The sequence below is a fragment of the Azorhizobium sp. AG788 genome (assembly GCF_004364705.1).
In the GTDB taxonomy this organism is placed as follows: Bacteria; Pseudomonadota; Alphaproteobacteria; order Rhizobiales; family Xanthobacteraceae; genus Azorhizobium; species Azorhizobium caulinodans.
In genome coordinates, this window is record NZ_SOBM01000002.1 from 497,066 (window position 1) to 513,503 (window position 16,438).

General features: G+C 66.7%; 14 protein-coding genes. 9 read left to right on the forward strand and 5 right to left on the reverse strand.

Features of this window, described 5'->3' with window-relative positions; all coding sequences use genetic code 11:
* Window positions 1-198: 198 nt before the first annotated feature.
* The 7 genes from DFO45_RS06375 (at window position 199) to DFO45_RS06400 (ending at window position 7,892) form a co-directional block, all read left to right on the forward strand.
* Window positions 199-1,200 (forward strand): sialic acid TRAP transporter substrate-binding protein SiaP, encoded by a 1,002-nt coding sequence (locus DFO45_RS06375; RefSeq protein WP_012170942.1) that lies wholly within the window; start codon window positions 199-201, stop codon window positions 1,198-1,200.
* Between the two features lie 98 nt (window positions 1,201-1,298).
* Entirely contained in the window at window positions 1,299-1,868 is a 570-nt protein-coding gene (locus tag DFO45_RS06380; RefSeq protein WP_133864216.1) for a TRAP transporter small permease, read from the forward strand.
* 3 nt (window positions 1,869-1,871) lie between these two features.
* Window positions 1,872-3,278 (forward strand): TRAP transporter large permease, encoded by a 1,407-nt coding sequence (locus DFO45_RS06385; RefSeq protein ID WP_133864217.1) that lies wholly within the window; start codon window positions 1,872-1,874, stop codon window positions 3,276-3,278.
* Window positions 3,279-3,593: 315 nt separating this feature from the next.
* Window positions 3,594-4,241 (forward strand): hypothetical protein, encoded by a 648-nt coding sequence (locus DFO45_RS24895; RefSeq protein ID WP_158304113.1) that lies wholly within the window; start codon window positions 3,594-3,596, stop codon window positions 4,239-4,241.
* A 118-nt stretch (window positions 4,242-4,359) separates the two neighbouring features.
* Window positions 4,360-5,136 (forward strand): DUF1217 domain-containing protein, encoded by a 777-nt coding sequence (locus DFO45_RS06390; RefSeq protein ID WP_043879298.1) that lies wholly within the window; start codon window positions 4,360-4,362, stop codon window positions 5,134-5,136.
* Between the two features lie 162 nt (window positions 5,137-5,298).
* Window positions 5,299-6,702 (forward strand): bifunctional enoyl-CoA hydratase/phosphate acetyltransferase, encoded by a 1,404-nt coding sequence (locus DFO45_RS06395; protein WP_133864219.1) that lies wholly within the window; start codon window positions 5,299-5,301, stop codon window positions 6,700-6,702.
* Complete coding sequence (locus DFO45_RS06400; protein WP_133864220.1) at window positions 6,699-7,892, forward strand: acetate/propionate family kinase; 1,194 nt, start codon at window positions 6,699-6,701, stop codon at window positions 7,890-7,892. The genes DFO45_RS06395 and DFO45_RS06400 overlap by 4 nt, the downstream gene beginning before the upstream one ends.
* Before the next feature lie 30 nt (window positions 7,893-7,922).
* Here DFO45_RS06400 and DFO45_RS06405 read toward each other — a convergent pair whose 3' ends face one another.
* The 5 genes from DFO45_RS06405 to DFO45_RS06425 form a co-directional block, all read right to left on the reverse strand.
* Window positions 7,923-8,243, reverse strand: a complete 321-nt coding sequence (locus DFO45_RS06405) for a hypothetical protein (protein ID WP_133864221.1) — start codon at window positions 8,241-8,243, stop codon at window positions 7,923-7,925.
* Between the two features lie 16 nt (window positions 8,244-8,259).
* Window positions 8,260-8,766: a hypothetical protein gene (locus DFO45_RS06410; protein ID WP_133864222.1), complete on the reverse strand. Its 507-nt coding sequence runs from the start codon at window positions 8,764-8,766 to the stop codon at window positions 8,260-8,262.
* 89 nt (window positions 8,767-8,855) lie between these two features.
* Window positions 8,856-10,697, reverse strand: a complete 1,842-nt coding sequence (edd, locus tag DFO45_RS06415; protein WP_133864223.1) for a phosphogluconate dehydratase — start codon at window positions 10,695-10,697, stop codon at window positions 8,856-8,858.
* 144 nt (window positions 10,698-10,841) lie between these two features.
* Entirely contained in the window at window positions 10,842-13,979 is a 3,138-nt protein-coding gene (locus tag DFO45_RS06420; protein ID WP_133864224.1) for a multidrug efflux RND transporter permease subunit, read from the reverse strand.
* Complete coding sequence (locus tag DFO45_RS06425; protein ID WP_245517968.1) at window positions 13,976-15,073, reverse strand: efflux RND transporter periplasmic adaptor subunit; 1,098 nt, start codon at window positions 15,071-15,073, stop codon at window positions 13,976-13,978. The genes DFO45_RS06420 and DFO45_RS06425 overlap by 4 nt, the downstream gene beginning before the upstream one ends.
* A gap of 261 nt (window positions 15,074-15,334) precedes the next feature.
* Here DFO45_RS06425 and DFO45_RS06430 point away from each other — a divergent pair, with 261 nt between their 5' ends.
* Complete coding sequence (locus tag DFO45_RS06430; protein WP_244421710.1) at window positions 15,335-15,928, forward strand: sigma-70 family RNA polymerase sigma factor; 594 nt, start codon at window positions 15,335-15,337, stop codon at window positions 15,926-15,928.
* 3 nt (window positions 15,929-15,931) lie between these two features.
* Complete coding sequence (locus DFO45_RS24900; protein WP_166657059.1) at window positions 15,932-16,435, forward strand: hypothetical protein; 504 nt, start codon at window positions 15,932-15,934, stop codon at window positions 16,433-16,435.
* Window positions 16,436-16,438 lie beyond the last annotated feature (3 nt).

Below are 16,438 nucleotides of genomic sequence, written 5' to 3' on the forward strand. Positions count from 1 at the left end.
CCATACCGCAGCGCAGCGAACATTGGACATTCGCGGCCGTTCGTATGTGCTTCATACTAATTCGTAGTTGAACGAGGCTTGCCTCAGGCTTGCCCTGCGGCATGGGCTGAGTACGATGGCCGCATTGACGGCGCGGCACGTCCGTCGATCAAAACGATTTAACCGGCCGCCAAGGCCGGGCTCATCTGGAGGAAGCCCATGTCCCTGTTTTCGCGCGGCCTCGCCGCGGCCTGCCTTGCTGCGTCAGCGCTCATCCTGTCGCCGCTGGCGGCCGATCCCGCGGCCGCACAGACCAAGCTCAAGTGGGCTCACGTCTACGAGCCGTCCGAGCCGTTCCACACCGCCTCGGTCTGGGCCGCCGGCGAGATCGCCAAGCGCACCAACGGCCGCTACCAGATCGACGTCTATCCCTCCTCGCAGCTCGGCAAGGAAAGCGATCTCAATCAGGGGCTGACGCTCGGCACCGTGGACATGATCATTTCCGGTTCCAGTTTCGCCGGAAAGGCCTATCCGCCCATCGGCGTGACCTACTACCCCTATACCTTCCGCGATGCCGACCATCTTCTCGCTTATGCCAAGAGCGACGTCTTCAAGGATCTCGCCAAGGGCTATGAGGACAAGACGGGCAACCACATCGTGGCCGTCACCTATTACGGCGTGCGGCAGGCGACCTCGAACAAGCTGTTCAAGACCTGCGCGGAGATGAAGGGCCTCAAGATCCGCGTGCCCGACGCGCCCGCCTATCTCGCCATGCCCAAGGCCTGCGGCGCCAACATCACCCCCATCGCCTTCGCCGAGGTCTATCTCGCGCTCCAGAACGGCACCGTGGACGCGCAGGAAAACCCGCTGACCACCATCGAGGCAAAGAAGTTCTTCGAGGTGCAGAAGAACATCATCCTCACCGGTCACATCGTGGACCATCTGAACACGGTGCTCTCGCCCTCGCTCTGGGCCAAGCTCTCGCCCGAGGACCGCAAGATCTTCACCGACGTGGCGCAGGAAGCCGCCGCCAAGGCCAGCAAGGAAGTGGCCGCCCGCGAGAAGGAACTGATCGCGGTCTTCAAGGAAAAGGGCCTCACCATCGTCGAGGTGGACACCAACGACTTCCGCGACACGGTGATGAAGAACATCCCGTTCGAGAGCTTCGGCTACCGCAAGGCGGACTGGGAACGCATCCAGGCGCTCAAGAGCAGCATGTGAGACCGGCGGGCCGCGCCATTCGCGCGGCCGCCCTGCCCTGCCCCCGGCGGACCTCAGGAGCCGCCGGGTCCTCTCCTGCCTGACTGCCCGGAGTTCCGATGACGGCCGAGGTGCATACACGCGTGACCGGCGAAGAGCTGGCGGAAACCTTCGAACAGGACGTCGAGGTCGATCTCTCCCCCTACGCCCCCGAAGACTGGATCACGCTGATCCTGTTCTGGGTGATGGCGGGCCTTGTCTTCCTGCAATTCTTCACCCGCTATGTGCTGAACGACAGCTATGCCTGGACCGAGGAAGTGGCGAGCTACACGCTGGTGGGCGTTGTCTTCCTCGGTTCGGCCATGTGCGTGCGCCTCTCGCGGCACATTCAGGTGGACCTGCTCTACCGTTTCCTGCCTGCCCGTGCCGGACGCGTGGTCGCAACGCTTGTCGATATCATCCGCATCGGCTTCTTCGCTTATGCGAGTTGGCTGCTGTGGCGCTATGTCGGCCTCGTGGGCGACGAGCCCATGGTGATGCTCCAAGGCTCCAAGGGCATCGTCTACTGGAGCGTGTTCGCCGCCTTCGTGATCATGCTGCTGCGCGCCATCCAGGTGGCGATCGCCAATTTCCGGCGCGGCTACAGCGTGCTCGAACGCCCCGAAGCCTTTGACAATCTGGAGGCCTGATCCATGTGGCTGCTGATCGGAGCCTTCCTCGCCCTCATGCTGTTCGGCGTGCCGGTGGCGATTTCCATGGCGGTGTCCTCGCTGCTTTACATCGCCGTCTCCGGGACCGTGCCGGACGTGGTGGTGGCGCAGCGGATGATCGCCGGCGTCGAGAGCTTCCCGCTCCTCGCCGTGCCCTTCTTCATCCTCGCCGGCAATCTCATGAACATCGCCGGCGTGACGGGACGCATCTATTCCTTCGCCGTGGCGCTGGTGGGCTGGATGCGCGGCGGCCTCGGGCAGGTGAACATCATCGGCTCGGTGATTTTCTCGGGCATGTCCGGCACGGCCATCGCGGATGCCGCCGGCCTCGGCACCATCGAGATCAAGGCCATGAAGGACCATGGCTATTCGACTGAATTCTCGGTCGGCGTAACAGCGGCCTCCGCCACCCTCGGGCCCATCATCCCGCCATCCCTGCCCTTCGTGATCTATGGCATGCTCGCCAATGTCTCGATCGGAGCGCTCTTCCTCGGCGGTGTCATTCCCGGCGCGGTGATGACACTCATGATGATGGCGACCGTCGCCTGGTTCGCGCACCGCAACAAATGGGGGAACGACGCCAAATTCTCCTGGCGCAAGCTCGGCGGGGCGGGGCTTGAGGTCTTCGTGGTGGCGCTGTTTCCCATCGGCGTCTACGTGCTGGTGGAGCTCGGCCTCTCCATCAACGCCTCGGTGATGATCGCCCTCGCCATCCTGCTGGCGGCGGACTGGTACTTCGATTTCTCCGCCGTGATGGCGCTGATGGCGCCGGTCATCCTCATCGGCGGCATGACGCTCGGCTGGTTCACGCCCACGGAAGCCGCCGTGGCTGCGGTTATCTGGTCGCTCTTCCTCGGTCTCGTGCGCTACCGCTCCATGACGCTGCGCGCGCTCGCCAAGGCGACCTTCGACACCATCGAGACCACCGCCTCGGTGCTGTTCATCGTCACGGCCGCCTCCATTTTCGCCTGGCTCCTCACCGCCAGCCAGGCGGCGCAGGCCCTCTCCGACGCCATCCTCGGCTTCACCCAGAACAAATGGGTGTTCCTGGCGCTGGCGAACCTGCTGATCCTGTTCGTGGGCTGCTTCATCGACACCATCGCCGCCATCACCATCCTGGTGCCGATCCTGCTGCCCATCGTGCTGAAGCTCGGCATCGATCCGATCCACTTCGGGCTCATCATGACGCTGAACCTGATGATCGGTCTGCTGCACCCGCCGCTCGGCATGGTGCTGTTCGTGCTGGCGCGGGTGGCGAAGCTCTCGGTGGAGCGCACCACCATGGCCATCCTGCCGTGGCTGGTGCCGCTGATGCTGGCGCTTCTGGCCATCACCTACATTCCCGAGCTCACCCTCTGGCTGCCGCGCATGGCGGGTCTCGGACGCTGACGCAAAAGGAACCGGCGGGGCCTGTCCCCGCCGGTTCACCATGGTGCAGCGCAAGGAATGTGTGGCACCGACATCACGTATTCACAAAAACGTGATCAAATCCGACAGCGCGTGCCCCTGAATGGAGGAACCGAAGATTTCGGATTCTCAAGGGGTTCACCTCGAAGAGGCGCGGAATTGGGCTCCCGGAGCGGAGTGAAATTCATGCGCGGGTTAGCTTCAGGCAAGATACACTCATTCCAGTTTCATAACGCTGTACGATTGCCTTCCGATTGCGGGGTCGCGAGGGCGGAGTTCTGCAGGCGGAGAATTGGCATGTCAGTTCAACCTGTGACACCGGCTGAGAGCGTGACCCTGCAGTTCGCTGCCAAGCAGGCGCGTGAACTTGCGGAAAACATGGCCGCCGCCGTCCTTGCCGGCGATATGGCTGCCGCACAGCGCTATCTCGCGCAGATGCAGGTCAACGATCCTCAGGGCACCGCTGCCCTGCGGCAGGTTGGTACGGCCGACGCCTCCTCCGACCGCCGGTCCGGCTATGGCGCACTCATCACCGCCGTGCAGGTGGGCGATCTCGCCCGCGCCCGCTCCGCCGTTGGCAAGGGTGGTGAGCCCTCCGACGAGCAGAAGGCCTATGCGCTGGCCGCCCGTGCCGAGCAGCAGGGAATCGCCGCTCCGAAGGTTATCGACGCGGCCAATGCCGGCGCGGTTCTGATCGACCTCTCCTCGCGTATTGCGGTGGAGACGTCCGGCGCCCGCAGCCATGTTCAGGTCGAAGCGGACAAGAAGCGCGAGACCGGCGTCGAGGCGGCGTCCGACCCGACCGCGACGGACACCCAGAAGCCCAATGAGCAGCACCTCCCCGGCCCCGGCCAGGAGGAGAATGCCAACGCGCGGTACACGGACGAGCCCATTCGTTCGCGGGCACAGGTTCTGCACAGCTACAGCCAGTATCTGGCTATGTGAGTGCGTCTTCCCTCTGTGGTGGGGCAGGCGGGCGCAGCTCGCCCGTGAGCCGGCCGGTTTCCGGTTGGCTCGTTCCTTGCCCGTGCCGCCCGGCACGGGTCACCACACCGGGTGTCCCATGACGATCGACCTTGGCTCCACCTACCTCACCTATTCCTACCTCTCGAAGAATTACGATAAGGCGCTCGAACAGGAAGCGACCACCGGCTCCACCAAGCTGGAGACGGCCAACTTCGAGAAGTCCATCGGCAGCATCACGAGCGTCGATGATTTCGTGAACAATTACCGGGTCTTCACCTATGCCATGAAGGCCTATGGCCTTGAGGACATGGCCTATGCCAAGGCCTATATGAAGAAGGTGCTGGAAAGCGACCTCACGGACGACAGCAGCTTTGCCAACAGCCTGTCCGACGGCCGCTTTAAGGCCTTCGCCCAGGCCTTCCAATCCCTCACCTACGGCGAAGCCGTCAGCAGCGACACCGTCTCGACGGTCGAGACGAAGTACGCCCAGCAGACCATGGAAGACAATGCGGGCGCGAGCGACACCGGCGTTCAGCTGGCGCTCTATTTCAAGCGCAACGCATCCACGGTGACATCCGCCTACAGCATCCTGGCGGATGAGGCGCTCTATAAGGTGGTGAAGGCCACCTATAACATCCCTGACGAGATGTCGAACGCGGGCATCGAAGCTCAGGCGGCGCTGATCTCCAAGCATATCGACATCGAGGAACTTCAGGATCCCGATTATGTGGACAAGCTGCTCAAGCAGTTCTCCATCAAATACGACATCGAGAACAACAGCGCGTCCGATCCCGTGCTCCAGCTCTTCAACGATACCAGCAGCGTGAGCAGTGACACGGCCGGTGCCATCCTGAACCTGAAGTACGGCGGCTGACCGCCGGCCGGGGGCGGGCCATTGGCCTTGGCACCGCCCCCGGCCTTTTCCGCAGGCAAATGAAATTGCCTTCGCTCAAGGCGGAAGGTTGCGCCTCAACGCATGTTGCATAGGTCGCCGCGCGCCGGCGCGGCTTCCGGAAACAGGCGGATAAGCGATCCCATGACGACCGAATTCCTCCAGAACCGCACGTTCGACGAACTCGCCATCGGCGACAGTGCCTGCATCACGCGGGCGGTCAGCGAGGAGGACATCAAGCTGTTCGCCGCCGTCTCCGGCGATGTGAACCCGGCGCATATGGACCCGGCTTACGCCGCCACCGCCATCTTCGGGCACGTGGTGGCCCACGGCATGTGGACCGGCGCGCTGGTCTCAAGCGTGCTGGGCACCGAACTGCCCGGCCCCGGCACCATCTATCTGGAGCAGGACCTGCGCTTCCGCCGCCCCGTCTCGCCCGGCGACCTGATCACCGCCATGGTCAAGGTGGCGGAGAAGCGGCCCGAGAAGAAGATCGTCATTCTGGAAACGCGCTGCACCAATCAGGACGGGACCGACGTGCTCACCGGCACGGCGACGGTCATCGCCCCCACCGAGAAGCTACGCCTGCCCCGCATGGCGGTGCCGGAAATCTCGGTTCGTCCACAGACCCATTACGAGGCCTTCATCACCCGGGCCCGCAATCTGCCGACCATGACGGTGGGCGTCGTCCATCCGTGCAGCGCAGAAGCCCTTCAGGCGGCGATCGAAGCCAGAGACGAAGGCCTGATCGATCCCATCCTCATCGGCCCCGAGGCCAAGATCCGGTCAACGGCGGAAGCCGCCGGCATATCGCTGGACGGCCTGCGCATCGAACCGGCCGCCCACAGCCATGCGGCGGCCGCGCGGGGCGTGGAACTTGCCGCCGCAGGTACCGTCTCGGCGCTCATGAAGGGCAGCCTGCACACGGACGAGATCCTCGGCGCCGTCGTCGCCTCCGGCTCCGGCCTCAGGACCGAGCGTCGCATCAGCCACGTCTATGCGCTCGATGTGCCCACCTATCCCAAATCGCTGATCGTGACGGACGCGGCGATCAACATTGCCCCCACCCTCGCGCAGAAGCGTGACATCTGCCAGAACGCCATCGACCTCCTGCACCGCCTCGGCGTGGCGGAGCCCCTCGTGGCCGTGCTGGCCGCCGTGGAGACGGTCAACCCCGACATGCCCGCGACGCTGGACGCCGCCGCTCTCAGCATGATGGCGCGGCGCGGCCAGATCACCGGCGCCAAGGTGGACGGGCCGCTCGCCTTCGACAATGCGGTCAGCTTCGCCGCCGCGCGCATCAAGGAGATCGTCTCGCCCGTCGCCGGGCAGGCGGACATCCTGCTGGTACCGAACCTCGAGGCGGGCAACCTCCTCGCCAAGCAGATGATCTATCTCGCCGGCGCCGATGCCGCCGGCCTCGTGCTCGGGGCGCGCGTGCCCATCATCCTCACCAGCCGGGCGGATTCGCTGCGGGTGCGCCTCGCCTCGGTGGCGCTCGCCAAGCTGTCCATCGCCGGTGGCCATGCGGTGGCGGTGCCCGCATGAGCCGGCACATCCTGCTCACCTTCAATCCCGGCTCCTCCACGATCAAGCTGGGCCTCTTCGATGCGAGCCCGGAGGCCGTCCGCCGCATCGGCAAGGGCGTCATCGACCTGCGGCACAAGCCGCTGGTGCTGAACATCGTGGAAGGCCGCAGCACGGCCGAGATCCCGCTGAAGGCCCAGGTGACCGATGACCTGCACGAGGTCATCGAGGAAACGCTCTCCTGGCTTGCGCACCATTTCGAGGTGGCGGAGCTGACGGCCGTGGGCCATCGCGTGGTCCATGGCGGCGACCGGTTCAGCGGGCCTGTGCGCATCACGCCGGAGGTGGCGGGCGCCATCGCCGATCTCGTGCCGCTCGCCCCCCTTCACCAGCCCCACAGCGTGCGGCTCATCAAGGCCATCAGCCATCTGCGGCCCGACCTGCCGCAGGTCGCCTCCTTCGACACCGCCTTCCACCGCACCCAGCCGGATGTGGCGCGCCGTTTCGCCATTCCCCGCGCGCTGTTCGATGCCGGCATCAAGCGGTACGGCTTCCACGGTTTGTCCTACAAATACATCGCCTCGGCCCTCGCCCGCATCGCGCCGGAGGCGGCGAGAGGCCATGTGGTGGCGGCGCATCTCGGCAGCGGGGCGAGCCTCTGCGTGCTGAAGGGCGGCCTCAGCCTCGACAGCAGCATGGGCTTTTCCACGCTCGACGGCATTCCCATGGCGACCCGCTGCGGCGCGCTCGACCCCGGCGTCCTGCTGCATCTGCTGACGCAGGGCGGACAGAGCGTCGCCGAGGTGCAGGACATGGTCTATTACCGCTCGGGCCTCCTCGGCCTGTCCGGCATCAGCGCGGACAGCCGCGATCTCATCGGCAACCCGGCCCCCGAGGCACGGGAGGCGCTCGCGGTCTTCGCCTTCCGCATTGCCCGCGAGGCCACCGCGCTGGCGACCAGCGGCGGCGGGCTCGACGCGCTGGTCTTCACTGCCGGCATTGGCGAACATCAGCCGGAGGTCCGCTCCGCCGTCTGCGCGCATCTGACCTGGCTCGGCGTGAAGCTCGATCCGGCCGCCAATGCCGCCAATGCGACCCGCATCAGCACGCCGGACAGCCGCGTCGGAGTATTCGTCATCCCGACCGACGAGGAACAGGTCATTGCCGACGAAGCCTTCGGAGTCCTTCACACGGGAGAGGCGTCACACTGACCGCCGCTGCGCAAGCGGGCCGACCTCGGGCTACTCGATGTTCGGCTCGTAGTCGGCAAGCGCGCGGATCACCGCAGCGTTGGCCGCATAGGATTTGCGCAGACGGGCGAGTTGGGCATCGGTGCCGGTGCATAGCTTCTTCAACTGGGCGGCGAGGAATGTCGCGCGCTCCGGGTCGGTCGCCTCCTCGCCGCGAAAATGATCGCAGCCGTCCCGCCGCTGGATGAAGGTCCGCACGTCCGCCGGCAGTCCCGCCAGTTCTGCGGCGCTCCGCCCCTGCGCTATGGCGAGCGACGGGAAGCCCGTGCCGAGAAGCGAGCCGCACAGGGCAAGGATCCGGAATCCGCGCATCGCTTCCCTGCCCGGCTCAGAAATCCGCCTGCAACGCCAGCGTCTTCGCGACGCCCTCATAGTGACGGGCGGAAGCGGCGTTGTTCTGCGCCTTGTAGCTGGCGCTCACCGCCAGCGCCGCCTTCGAGGCGACGGTGAAGCCCGCGATGCGGTCATTGGGCTCGATCTCTCCCTGCCCGATGTCGCCGTCCCTGAACGGTCCCACCTGATAGCCGCCGTCGAAATCGATCGCCCCGATCTTCGGCACGCCCGCCTGCATATCGCCATAGAAAGCGGGACCGGGTGCAGCCCCATCCCGCCGGCGCAGCATGCCGAGGCCCGTGGCGAGGCCGTCCTTGCAGGTGCCGATCCAGAAGGTCGGCCCGGCCGTCAGGGACTTGGGCACCATGAAGCGGCAGCCGGTGGAGGGGTCCTGCGCCCAGGCACGGCTCGCGGCGGCAGGCGGGGTCACCGGCTGGCCAAAAGCCGAAGGCATCAAAACGGGCGTCGACAGCAGGACCGCCAGCCAGAGCGCAGCACGCATACGTTTCTCCATGACGACGGCCACGGGGGCCACCGAACCATGCCACGGGCAGCGGGTGCGGCCACCGCAGCCCGCGTGCAAAAGGCCGGTCAGGCCGCCGTGCGGTCGAAGATGGTGGCGCCGTGCTCGGCGCTGCCGACGGCGGCACGGAGCGGGGCGAACAGTTCGCGCCCCACGCCCACATGCGAACCGGAAAGGTCCTGCTCAGCGAGCGGACGGGCGGCCCATTCGGCCTCGTCCACCAGCACGGTCAGATGGCCGTTCACGCCATCGAAGCGGACGATGTCGCCATCCTTGATCTTGGCGATGGCGCCGCCATTGGCGGCCTCCGGCGTCACATGGATGGCGGACGGCACCTTGCCGGAGGCGCCCGACATGCGCCCGTCGGTGACGAGGGCCACCTTCTGCCCGCGGTCCTGAAGCACGCCCAGCGGCGGCATCAGCTTGTGCAGTTCGGGCATGCCGTTGGCCTTCGGCCCCTGGAAGCGCACCACCGCCACGAAATCACCCGTGAGGCTGCCGGCCTTGAAGGCGGCCTGAAGCTCTTCCTGCGAATGGAAGACGCGGGCGGGCGCCTCGATGATGTGGCGCTCGGGCGCGACGGCGGAGGTCTTGCTCACCGCCCGGCCGAGATTGCCGTCCAGCACCTTGAGGCCGCCGGTGGGCTGGAAGGGCTTGGCCACCGGCCGCAGCACCGCTTCGTCACCCGTCGCGGTGGCGCCGTCGGTCCAGGTGAGCTGGCCGGCCTCGTTCAGCGCCGGCTCCGAGGTGTACCCGGAGAGACCCGTGCCCCAGACGGTCTCCACATTCTCGTGCAGCAGGCCTTCGGAGAGCAGTTCGCGGATCACGAAGCCCATACCGCCGGCGGCATGGAAATGGTTCACGTCCGCCTTGCCGTTCGGATAGACGCGGGCGAGCAGCGGCACGACCTCGGCGAGATCGGAGAAATCGTCCCAGGTCAGCGTGATGCCCGCCGCCGCAGCCATGGCGACGAGGTGCAGCGTGTGATTGGTGGAGCCGCCGGTGGCGTGCAGGCCGACCACAGCGTTCACAAAGGCGCGCTCATCCAGAATGCGGCCGAGCGGGGTGTAGTGGTTGCCGAGCGCGGTGATGGCCAGCGCCCGCTTCACGCCCTCGCGGGTCACGGCATCGCGCAAGGGGGTGTTGGGGTTGATGAAGGAGGCGCCGGGCAGGTGCACGCCCATGATCTCCATCATCATCTGGTTGGTGTTGGCGGTGCCGTAGAAGGTGCAGGTGCCCGGACCGTGATAGGACTGGGACTCGGCCTCCAGCAGCGCATCGCGCCCCACCTTGCCCTCGGCGAAGAGCTGGCGCACCCGCGTCTTCTCGTCATTGGGCAGGCCCGAGGTCATGGGGCCGCTCGGCAGGAAGACGGTGGGCAGATGGCCGAAGGAGAGCGCGCCGATGACCAGGCCGGGCACAATCTTGTCGCAGATGCCAAGGAAGACGGCGGAATCATAGGTCTGGTGCGACAGGGCGACGGCGGTGGAGAGGGCGATCACCTCGCGGGAGAAGAGCGAAAGCTCCATGCCCGCCTCGCCCTGCGTGATGCCATCGCACATGGCCGGCACGCCGCCCGCCACCTGCGCCACGCCGCCGGCCTCACGGGCGGCCGCGCGGATGAGGTCAGGATAGCGCTCATAGGGCTGATGGGCGCTCAGCATGTCATTGTAGGCGGTGACGATGGCGAGGTTCGCGCCATCGCCCGCGCGAAGCTCCGCCTTGTCGGCCGGACCGCAGGCGGCAAAGCCGTGGGCCTGGTTGGCGCAGCCGAGCGCCCGACGGCGCGGCCCCTCGGCCCCGGCGGCGGCGATGCGATCGAGATAGCGCTGGCGAGGACCGCTGCTGCGTTGGACGATACGTTCCGTCACCTCGCCGACGCGGGCGTTGAGGGTGGCTTGGATGGCCATGGGGTGCCTCCTGGCTTGAGCGATCCGTCCCGGCGAACCTAATCACCGGGGCGGCGCTCCGCTAGGCCCGAGGCACCATTTCCCCCGCGCGCAAACCCGCGCGGCGCAAGACTCAAAACGTTTTGAGCCTTCCGCTGCGGACCCTCACTCGGCAGGCGTCGGCACGTGGGTGTCGGGGTGCGGCGTGGCTGCCCCACCCTTGCCCCGAAGCCTGTCGATGGCCCGGCTCACCCGGCCCATGGCGAGGTAGACCACCGGCGTCGTGTAGAGCGTCAGGATCTGGCTCACCGCAAGGCCGCCGACAATGGCATAGCCCAGCGGCTGGCGCAGTTCCGATCCCGTCCCGGTGCCGAGCATGAGCGGCACGCCGCCCAGGAGCGCCGCCATGGTGGTCATCATGATCGGCCGGAAGCGGGTCAGACACGCCTCATAGATGGACCGCTCGGGCGCCATACCCTCCTCGCGTTCCTTCTGGAGCGCGAAGTCGATCATCATGATGGCGTTCTTCTTCACGATGCCGATCAGCAGCAGGATGCCGATGAGGCCGATGACGCTGAGATCCTGCCCCGTCAGATAGAGCGTCAGCAGCGCGCCTAGACCCGCCGACGGCAACGTCGAGAGAATGGTGAGCGGGTGGATGAAGCTCTCGTAGAGCACGCCGAGGATGATGTAGACCGCGATGACCGCCGCCGCGATGAGATAGGGCTGGGTGCGCAGGGAGTCCTGGAAGGCCTGCGCCGTGCCCTGGAAGTTGGTGATGAGGGTGACAGGCTTGCCCATCTCCCGCTCCGCCTGCTGGATGGCCGTAACCGCGTCGCCCAGCGCGGCACCGGGGGCAAGGTTGAAGCTCAGCGTCACCGCCGGGAACTGGCCCTGGTGACTGATGGAGAGATAGGAAGTCTTGCTGGTGTCCACCTTCACGAAGGTGGAGAGCGGGATCATGTCCCCGGTGATGGGCGACTTCACATAGATCTTCTCCAGCGCCAGCGAGTCCTGCTGGAGGCCGGGCTCCACTTCCAGCACCACGTGATACTGCGAGAGCTGGGTGAAATACTGCGCCACCTGCCGCTGGCCGAAGGCGTCATAGAGTGTGTTGTCGATCACCTGCGGCTGGATGCCGAAGCGGGCCGCCGTGTCGCGGTCGATGGTCAGCGAAACGATGGGCGCCGAAGCCTGCTGGTCGGTTGCGACGTCCTGAAGCTGCGGGAGGGTCTTCAGCTTGGCGAGCATGCGCGGCGCCCAGCTGTTCAGTTCCTCGAGGTTCGAATCCTGCAGCGTGTACTGGTATTGCGTGCGGGAAGCGCGACCGCCGACATTGATGTCCTGCGCCGCCTGCAGATAGAGCTGGATGCCCGGAACCTGTGCCGTCTGAGGCCGCAGGCGGTTGATGACCTGGGTGGCGCTGGCGTCCCGCTCGTCCTGCGGCTTGAGGTTGATCCACATGCGGCCGGTGTTCACCGTCTGCGAGCCGCCGGTCGCGCCCACCGAGACCGAGACGCTGGAGACCGCCGGGTCCTTCGCGACGATGGCCATCAGCTTCTGCTGCTTCTCGGACATGGCCGCGAAGGAGATGTCCTGCGCCGCTTCCGCGAAGCCGCCGATGAAGCCGGTGTCCTGCTGCGGGAAGAAGCCCTTCGGGATCGCCACATAGATGGCGCCCGTGGCGATGACGGTGGCGAGCAGGCCGAGCAGGGTGATCGTCTGGTGGCGCAGCACCCATTTCAGGCCGCGGTCATAGAGCGCCAGCATGCCGTCGAAGAAGGCTTCCGCCGCCATATAGGCCCGGCCGTGCTTCACCCCATGCTCGTTCTTGAGGAAGCGCGAGCACATCATGGGGGTCAGTGTCAGCGACACCACCACCGAGACAAGGATGGTGATCGTCACCGTCATGGCGAATTCGCGCAAAAGGCGGCCGACGATGCCGCCCATGAGCAGGATGGGAATGAAGACGGCGATCAGCGAGACGCTGATGGAGATGATGGTGAAGCCGATCTCCGCCGCGCCCTTGATGGCGGCTTCGAAGGGCGCCATGCCCTCCTCGATGTGGCGGTAGATGTTCTCCAGCATCACGATGGCATCGTCCACGACGAAGCCCACCGCGATGGTGAGGCCCATGAGGGAGAGATTGTCGAGGCTGTAGCCCAAGAGATACATCACCGCGAAGGTGCCGATGAGCGCCAGCGGCACGGTGATGCTGGGAATGATGGTCGCCCAGACGCTGCGCAGGAAGGCGAAGATCACCGCCACCACGAGGCCGATGGTCAGCATCATGGTGAACTGCACATCGTCCACCGAGGCGCGGATGGTCTGCGTGCGGTCGGTGATGATGCGCACGTCAATGCCCGGCGGCAGCGAGGCTTCGAGGCGCGGGATCATCGCCCGCACCCGGTCCACCGCGTCGATCACATTGGCGCCCGGCTGCTTGAAGACGATGAGCTGGATGCCGCGCCGCCCGTTCTGCCACGAGGCGAGACGCGCATTCTCCGGCCCGTCCACCGCCCGGCCTATGTCGCGGATGCGCACGGGCGCGCCGCTCTTGTAGGCGATGACCACGTCGTTCCAGGGCTGCGAGGCCAGCAACTGGTCGTCCGCATAGATGGTGAAGCTCTGCGAGGGCCCGTCGAAGCTGCCCTTGGGCTGGTCCACCGTCGCATTGGCCAGCACCGTGCGCACATCCTCAAGGCTCATGCCGAGGGCGGCGAGCTTGGAGGGGTCCACCTGCACCCGCACCGCCGGCTTCTGCTCGCCGGTGATCGCCACCTGCGCGATGCCGGGGATCTGGCTGATCTGCTGGGCGAGGATGGTGTCGGCGATGTCGTCCACTTTGGTGATCGGATAGAGATCCGACTGCACCGACAGGATCAGGATGGGCGAATCCGCCGGATTGACCTTTCGGAAGGTGGGCGGGCTCGGCAGATTGTCGGGCAACTGCCCCGAGGCGGCGGTGATGGCCGCCTGCACGTCCTGCGCGGCCGCATCGATGTTGCGGTTGAGATCGAACTGGATGGTGATGGAGGCGACGCCCAGCGCGCTCGACGAGGTCATCTGCGTCACGCCCGCTATCTGGGCGAACTGACGCTCCAGCGGAGTGGCGACGGACGAGGCCATGGTCTCGGGACTGGCGCCCGGCAGGCTGGCGGAGACCTGGATGGTGGGGAAGTCCACCTGCGGCAGCGGGGCCACGGGCAACAGCGGATAGGCGACGACGCCCACCAGAACCAGCGCCACCATGAGGAGCGTGGTGGCGATCGGCCGCCGGATGAAGGGGGTCGAGATGCTCATGCGCCCTTCTCGCCCGTCTCGATGCTGGCGGCAGGCACGGCGCCGCCGTCCGTTTTGCCGGAGCGCACCGCCACCTTGGCACCGGGGGTGAGGCGGGACTGGCCGTCGATCACCACCTGCTCGCCGGGCTTGAGCCCGCTCTTGATGACGGCGGTCTCCCCCGCCATCGAGACGACCGCGATATCGCGCTTCTGGGCCACATTGTCCGCGCCGATGACGAACACGTAAGGCCCAGTCGGGCCGCGCTGGACGGCGCGGGAGGGGATGGTGATCTCGTCCTTCAGCGTGTTCACCAGCACCTTCACGTTCACGAAGGCACCGGGCCACAGGGTCAGGTTGTCATTAGGGAAGGTGGCCTTGAGGCGCAGCGTGCCGGTGTCGGCATTGATGGTGTTGTCGATGAGTTCGACCTTGCCCTCGCCCACCTCGGTCACGCCGTCGCGCTTGTAGGCGATCACCTCTACCGGACCGCGCGCCATGGCCGCCGCCACCTCGTCGAGACGCTCCTGCGGCAGCGCGAAGATCACCGACATGGGCTTGAGCTGGCTGATGACCACGAGCCCGGTGGTGTCTGTAGCATGGACGATGTTGCCCTGATCCACCTGCCGCACGCCCGTCCGCCCGTCGATGGGCGCGCGGATGGTGGTGTAGCCGAGCTGGACGGTGGCATTGTCGATGGCCGCCTGATCGCCCTGTACGGCCGCCTCATATTGCGCGACCAGCGCCTTCTGCGTGTCGAGTGTCTGGCGGGAGGTGGCATTCTTTTCCACCAGCGAGGCATAGCGGTCGAGGTCGAGCTTCGCATTGGCGAGCTGGGCCTCGTCCTTGGCCTTCGTGGCCTTCGCCTGTGCGAGGGCGGCCTGATAGGTGCGCGGATCGATCTCGGCGAGCACCTCGCCCGCCTTCACGTCCTGCCCCTCCTTGAACAGCACCTTCTGCAGTTCTCCGTCCACGCGCACCTTCACGGTGACCGAATTGTAGGCCTGGGCCGCGCCGATGCCGGTGGCATAGACCGGCACGTCCTTGGGCACGGCCGCGGCGACCACCACGGGAATGGCGGCGGGGCTCGGCTTTGCGGCGACCGCCGGGGACATGCCCGGCACTCCATGCCACCAGGCCGCCGCCCCGCCTGCGGCCGCCAACGCCAACACCGCCCACATCCACCGCCGCATCGTAAGGCCCTCATAGGTTCAACGGGTTTGAACCCCCGCGCGTGCGCAACCCTGCGCGGAAATGTCCACCATCACGCACCCGTGACCGCATGACGTAGCGCAGGGTTTCGGCGGCAGCCGGGTTAAACCCCTCGAAGGCGCAGTTCAGACGCCTGCGAAACCAAGGGGTGGGATTGAGGAGGAATGCACCATGGTGTCATTGTGCTTCCCGACATGGCGTCGAGTTCCGGGATGCGTGAGCCGAGCGACGAAGATCTCATGGCCCGCGTTGCTTCCGGAGATGCGGGCGCGTTCCGCGTTCTCAGCGCGCGCCACGCGCCGCGCGCCGTCGCGCTCGCCCGGCGCTACCTGTCCAGCGATGCCGACGCCGAGGATGTCGCGCAGGAAGCCCTGCTGCGCGTCTGGCGCGCCGCGCCGAGCTGGCAGCCGACGGCCCGTTTCACCACCTGGTTCTACCGGATCGTCGTCAATCTCTGCCTCAACCAGAAGCGTCGCGCCGAGCCCGCGCCGCTCGACGACGTGCCCGAGCCCGTCGATCCGACCCCCGACGCCGAGGCCCGGTGGGAGGAAGCCCAGGAACGGGATCGGATCGCCGACGCCGTCTCGCACCTTCCGGACCGGCAGCGCGCCGCGCTGCTCCTCACCTATTGGGAAGGCCTTTCCAACAGCGCCGTGGCTGACGCCCTCGGCACCACCGTGGGCAGTGTCGAGACGCTGCTCGTGCGCGCCCGCAAGGCGCTGCGCGACCGTCTCCAGCCGCGCGAAGGGGGGAAATAGATCATGACGACACGCCAGAACCCGAGCGCCCTGCCGCTCGACGCCATCGACCTCGCCTTCGCCCGCCATGGCGGCGAATTGGCGCTCTGGCCGGCCGAAGTGCGGGGGCAGATGGAGGCGGCCTGCGCCGCCGATCCCGCCTTCCGGGCCGCGTTTGAGGATGCCCGGCGCTTCGACGCGAACCTGCGGGCCGCCCTCGGCGGCGACCTCACGCCCGCCGACATGGCGCTCGGCGGCAAGGTCGCCGCCCGGCTGGCCGTGATGCCGCTGCCCGAGCAGCGGGTGTCCCTCGCCCGCCGCGTTGTCGGCTGGCTGGCGGCGGTGGACCTGCGCCCCGCGTGGCCCGGCGTCGCCGCCCTTACAGGCATGGCCCTGCTCGGCTTCGTGCTGGGCGCCAACCTGACGGACCTCGGCCTCTCCTACGGCCTCGGCGCCACCCGCGCCAATGCGGCCGACGTGAGCGCGCTGCTGTTCGAGCCAGATCCCATCACGGAGAACGGATTTTGACCG

Bases quoted from the DNA above. Each gene is read 5' to 3' on its own strand.
- edd (WP_133864223.1), bottom strand. From the start codon at position 10,697: ATGGCCATCCAAGCCACCCTCAACGCCCGCGTCGGCGAGGTGACGGAA.
- DFO45_RS06400 (WP_133864220.1), top strand. From the start codon at position 6,699: ATGAGCCGGCACATCCTGCTCACCTTCAATCCCGGCTCCTCCACGATC.
- DFO45_RS06375 (WP_012170942.1), top strand. From the start codon at position 199: ATGTCCCTGTTTTCGCGCGGCCTCGCCGCGGCCTGCCTTGCTGCGTCA.
- DFO45_RS06395 (WP_133864219.1), top strand. From the start codon at position 5,299: ATGACGACCGAATTCCTCCAGAACCGCACGTTCGACGAACTCGCCATC.
- DFO45_RS06410 (WP_133864222.1), bottom strand. From the start codon at position 8,766: ATGCGTGCTGCGCTCTGGCTGGCGGTCCTGCTGTCGACGCCCGTTTTG.
- DFO45_RS24900 (WP_166657059.1), top strand. From the start codon at position 15,932: ATGACGACACGCCAGAACCCGAGCGCCCTGCCGCTCGACGCCATCGAC.
- DFO45_RS06380 (WP_133864216.1), top strand. From the start codon at position 1,299: ATGACGGCCGAGGTGCATACACGCGTGACCGGCGAAGAGCTGGCGGAA.
- DFO45_RS06420 (WP_133864224.1), bottom strand. From the start codon at position 13,979: ATGAGCATCTCGACCCCCTTCATCCGGCGGCCGATCGCCACCACGCTC.
- DFO45_RS06425 (WP_245517968.1), bottom strand. From the start codon at position 15,073: ATGTCCCCGGCGGTCGCCGCAAAGCCGAGCCCCGCCGCCATTCCCGTG.
- DFO45_RS24895 (WP_158304113.1), top strand. From the start codon at position 3,594: ATGTCAGTTCAACCTGTGACACCGGCTGAGAGCGTGACCCTGCAGTTC.
- DFO45_RS06405 (WP_133864221.1), bottom strand. From the start codon at position 8,243: ATGCGCGGATTCCGGATCCTTGCCCTGTGCGGCTCGCTTCTCGGCACG.
- DFO45_RS06385 (WP_133864217.1), top strand. From the start codon at position 1,872: ATGTGGCTGCTGATCGGAGCCTTCCTCGCCCTCATGCTGTTCGGCGTG.
- DFO45_RS06430 (WP_244421710.1), top strand. From the start codon at position 15,335: ATGCACCATGGTGTCATTGTGCTTCCCGACATGGCGTCGAGTTCCGGG.
- DFO45_RS06390 (WP_043879298.1), top strand. From the start codon at position 4,360: ATGACGATCGACCTTGGCTCCACCTACCTCACCTATTCCTACCTCTCG.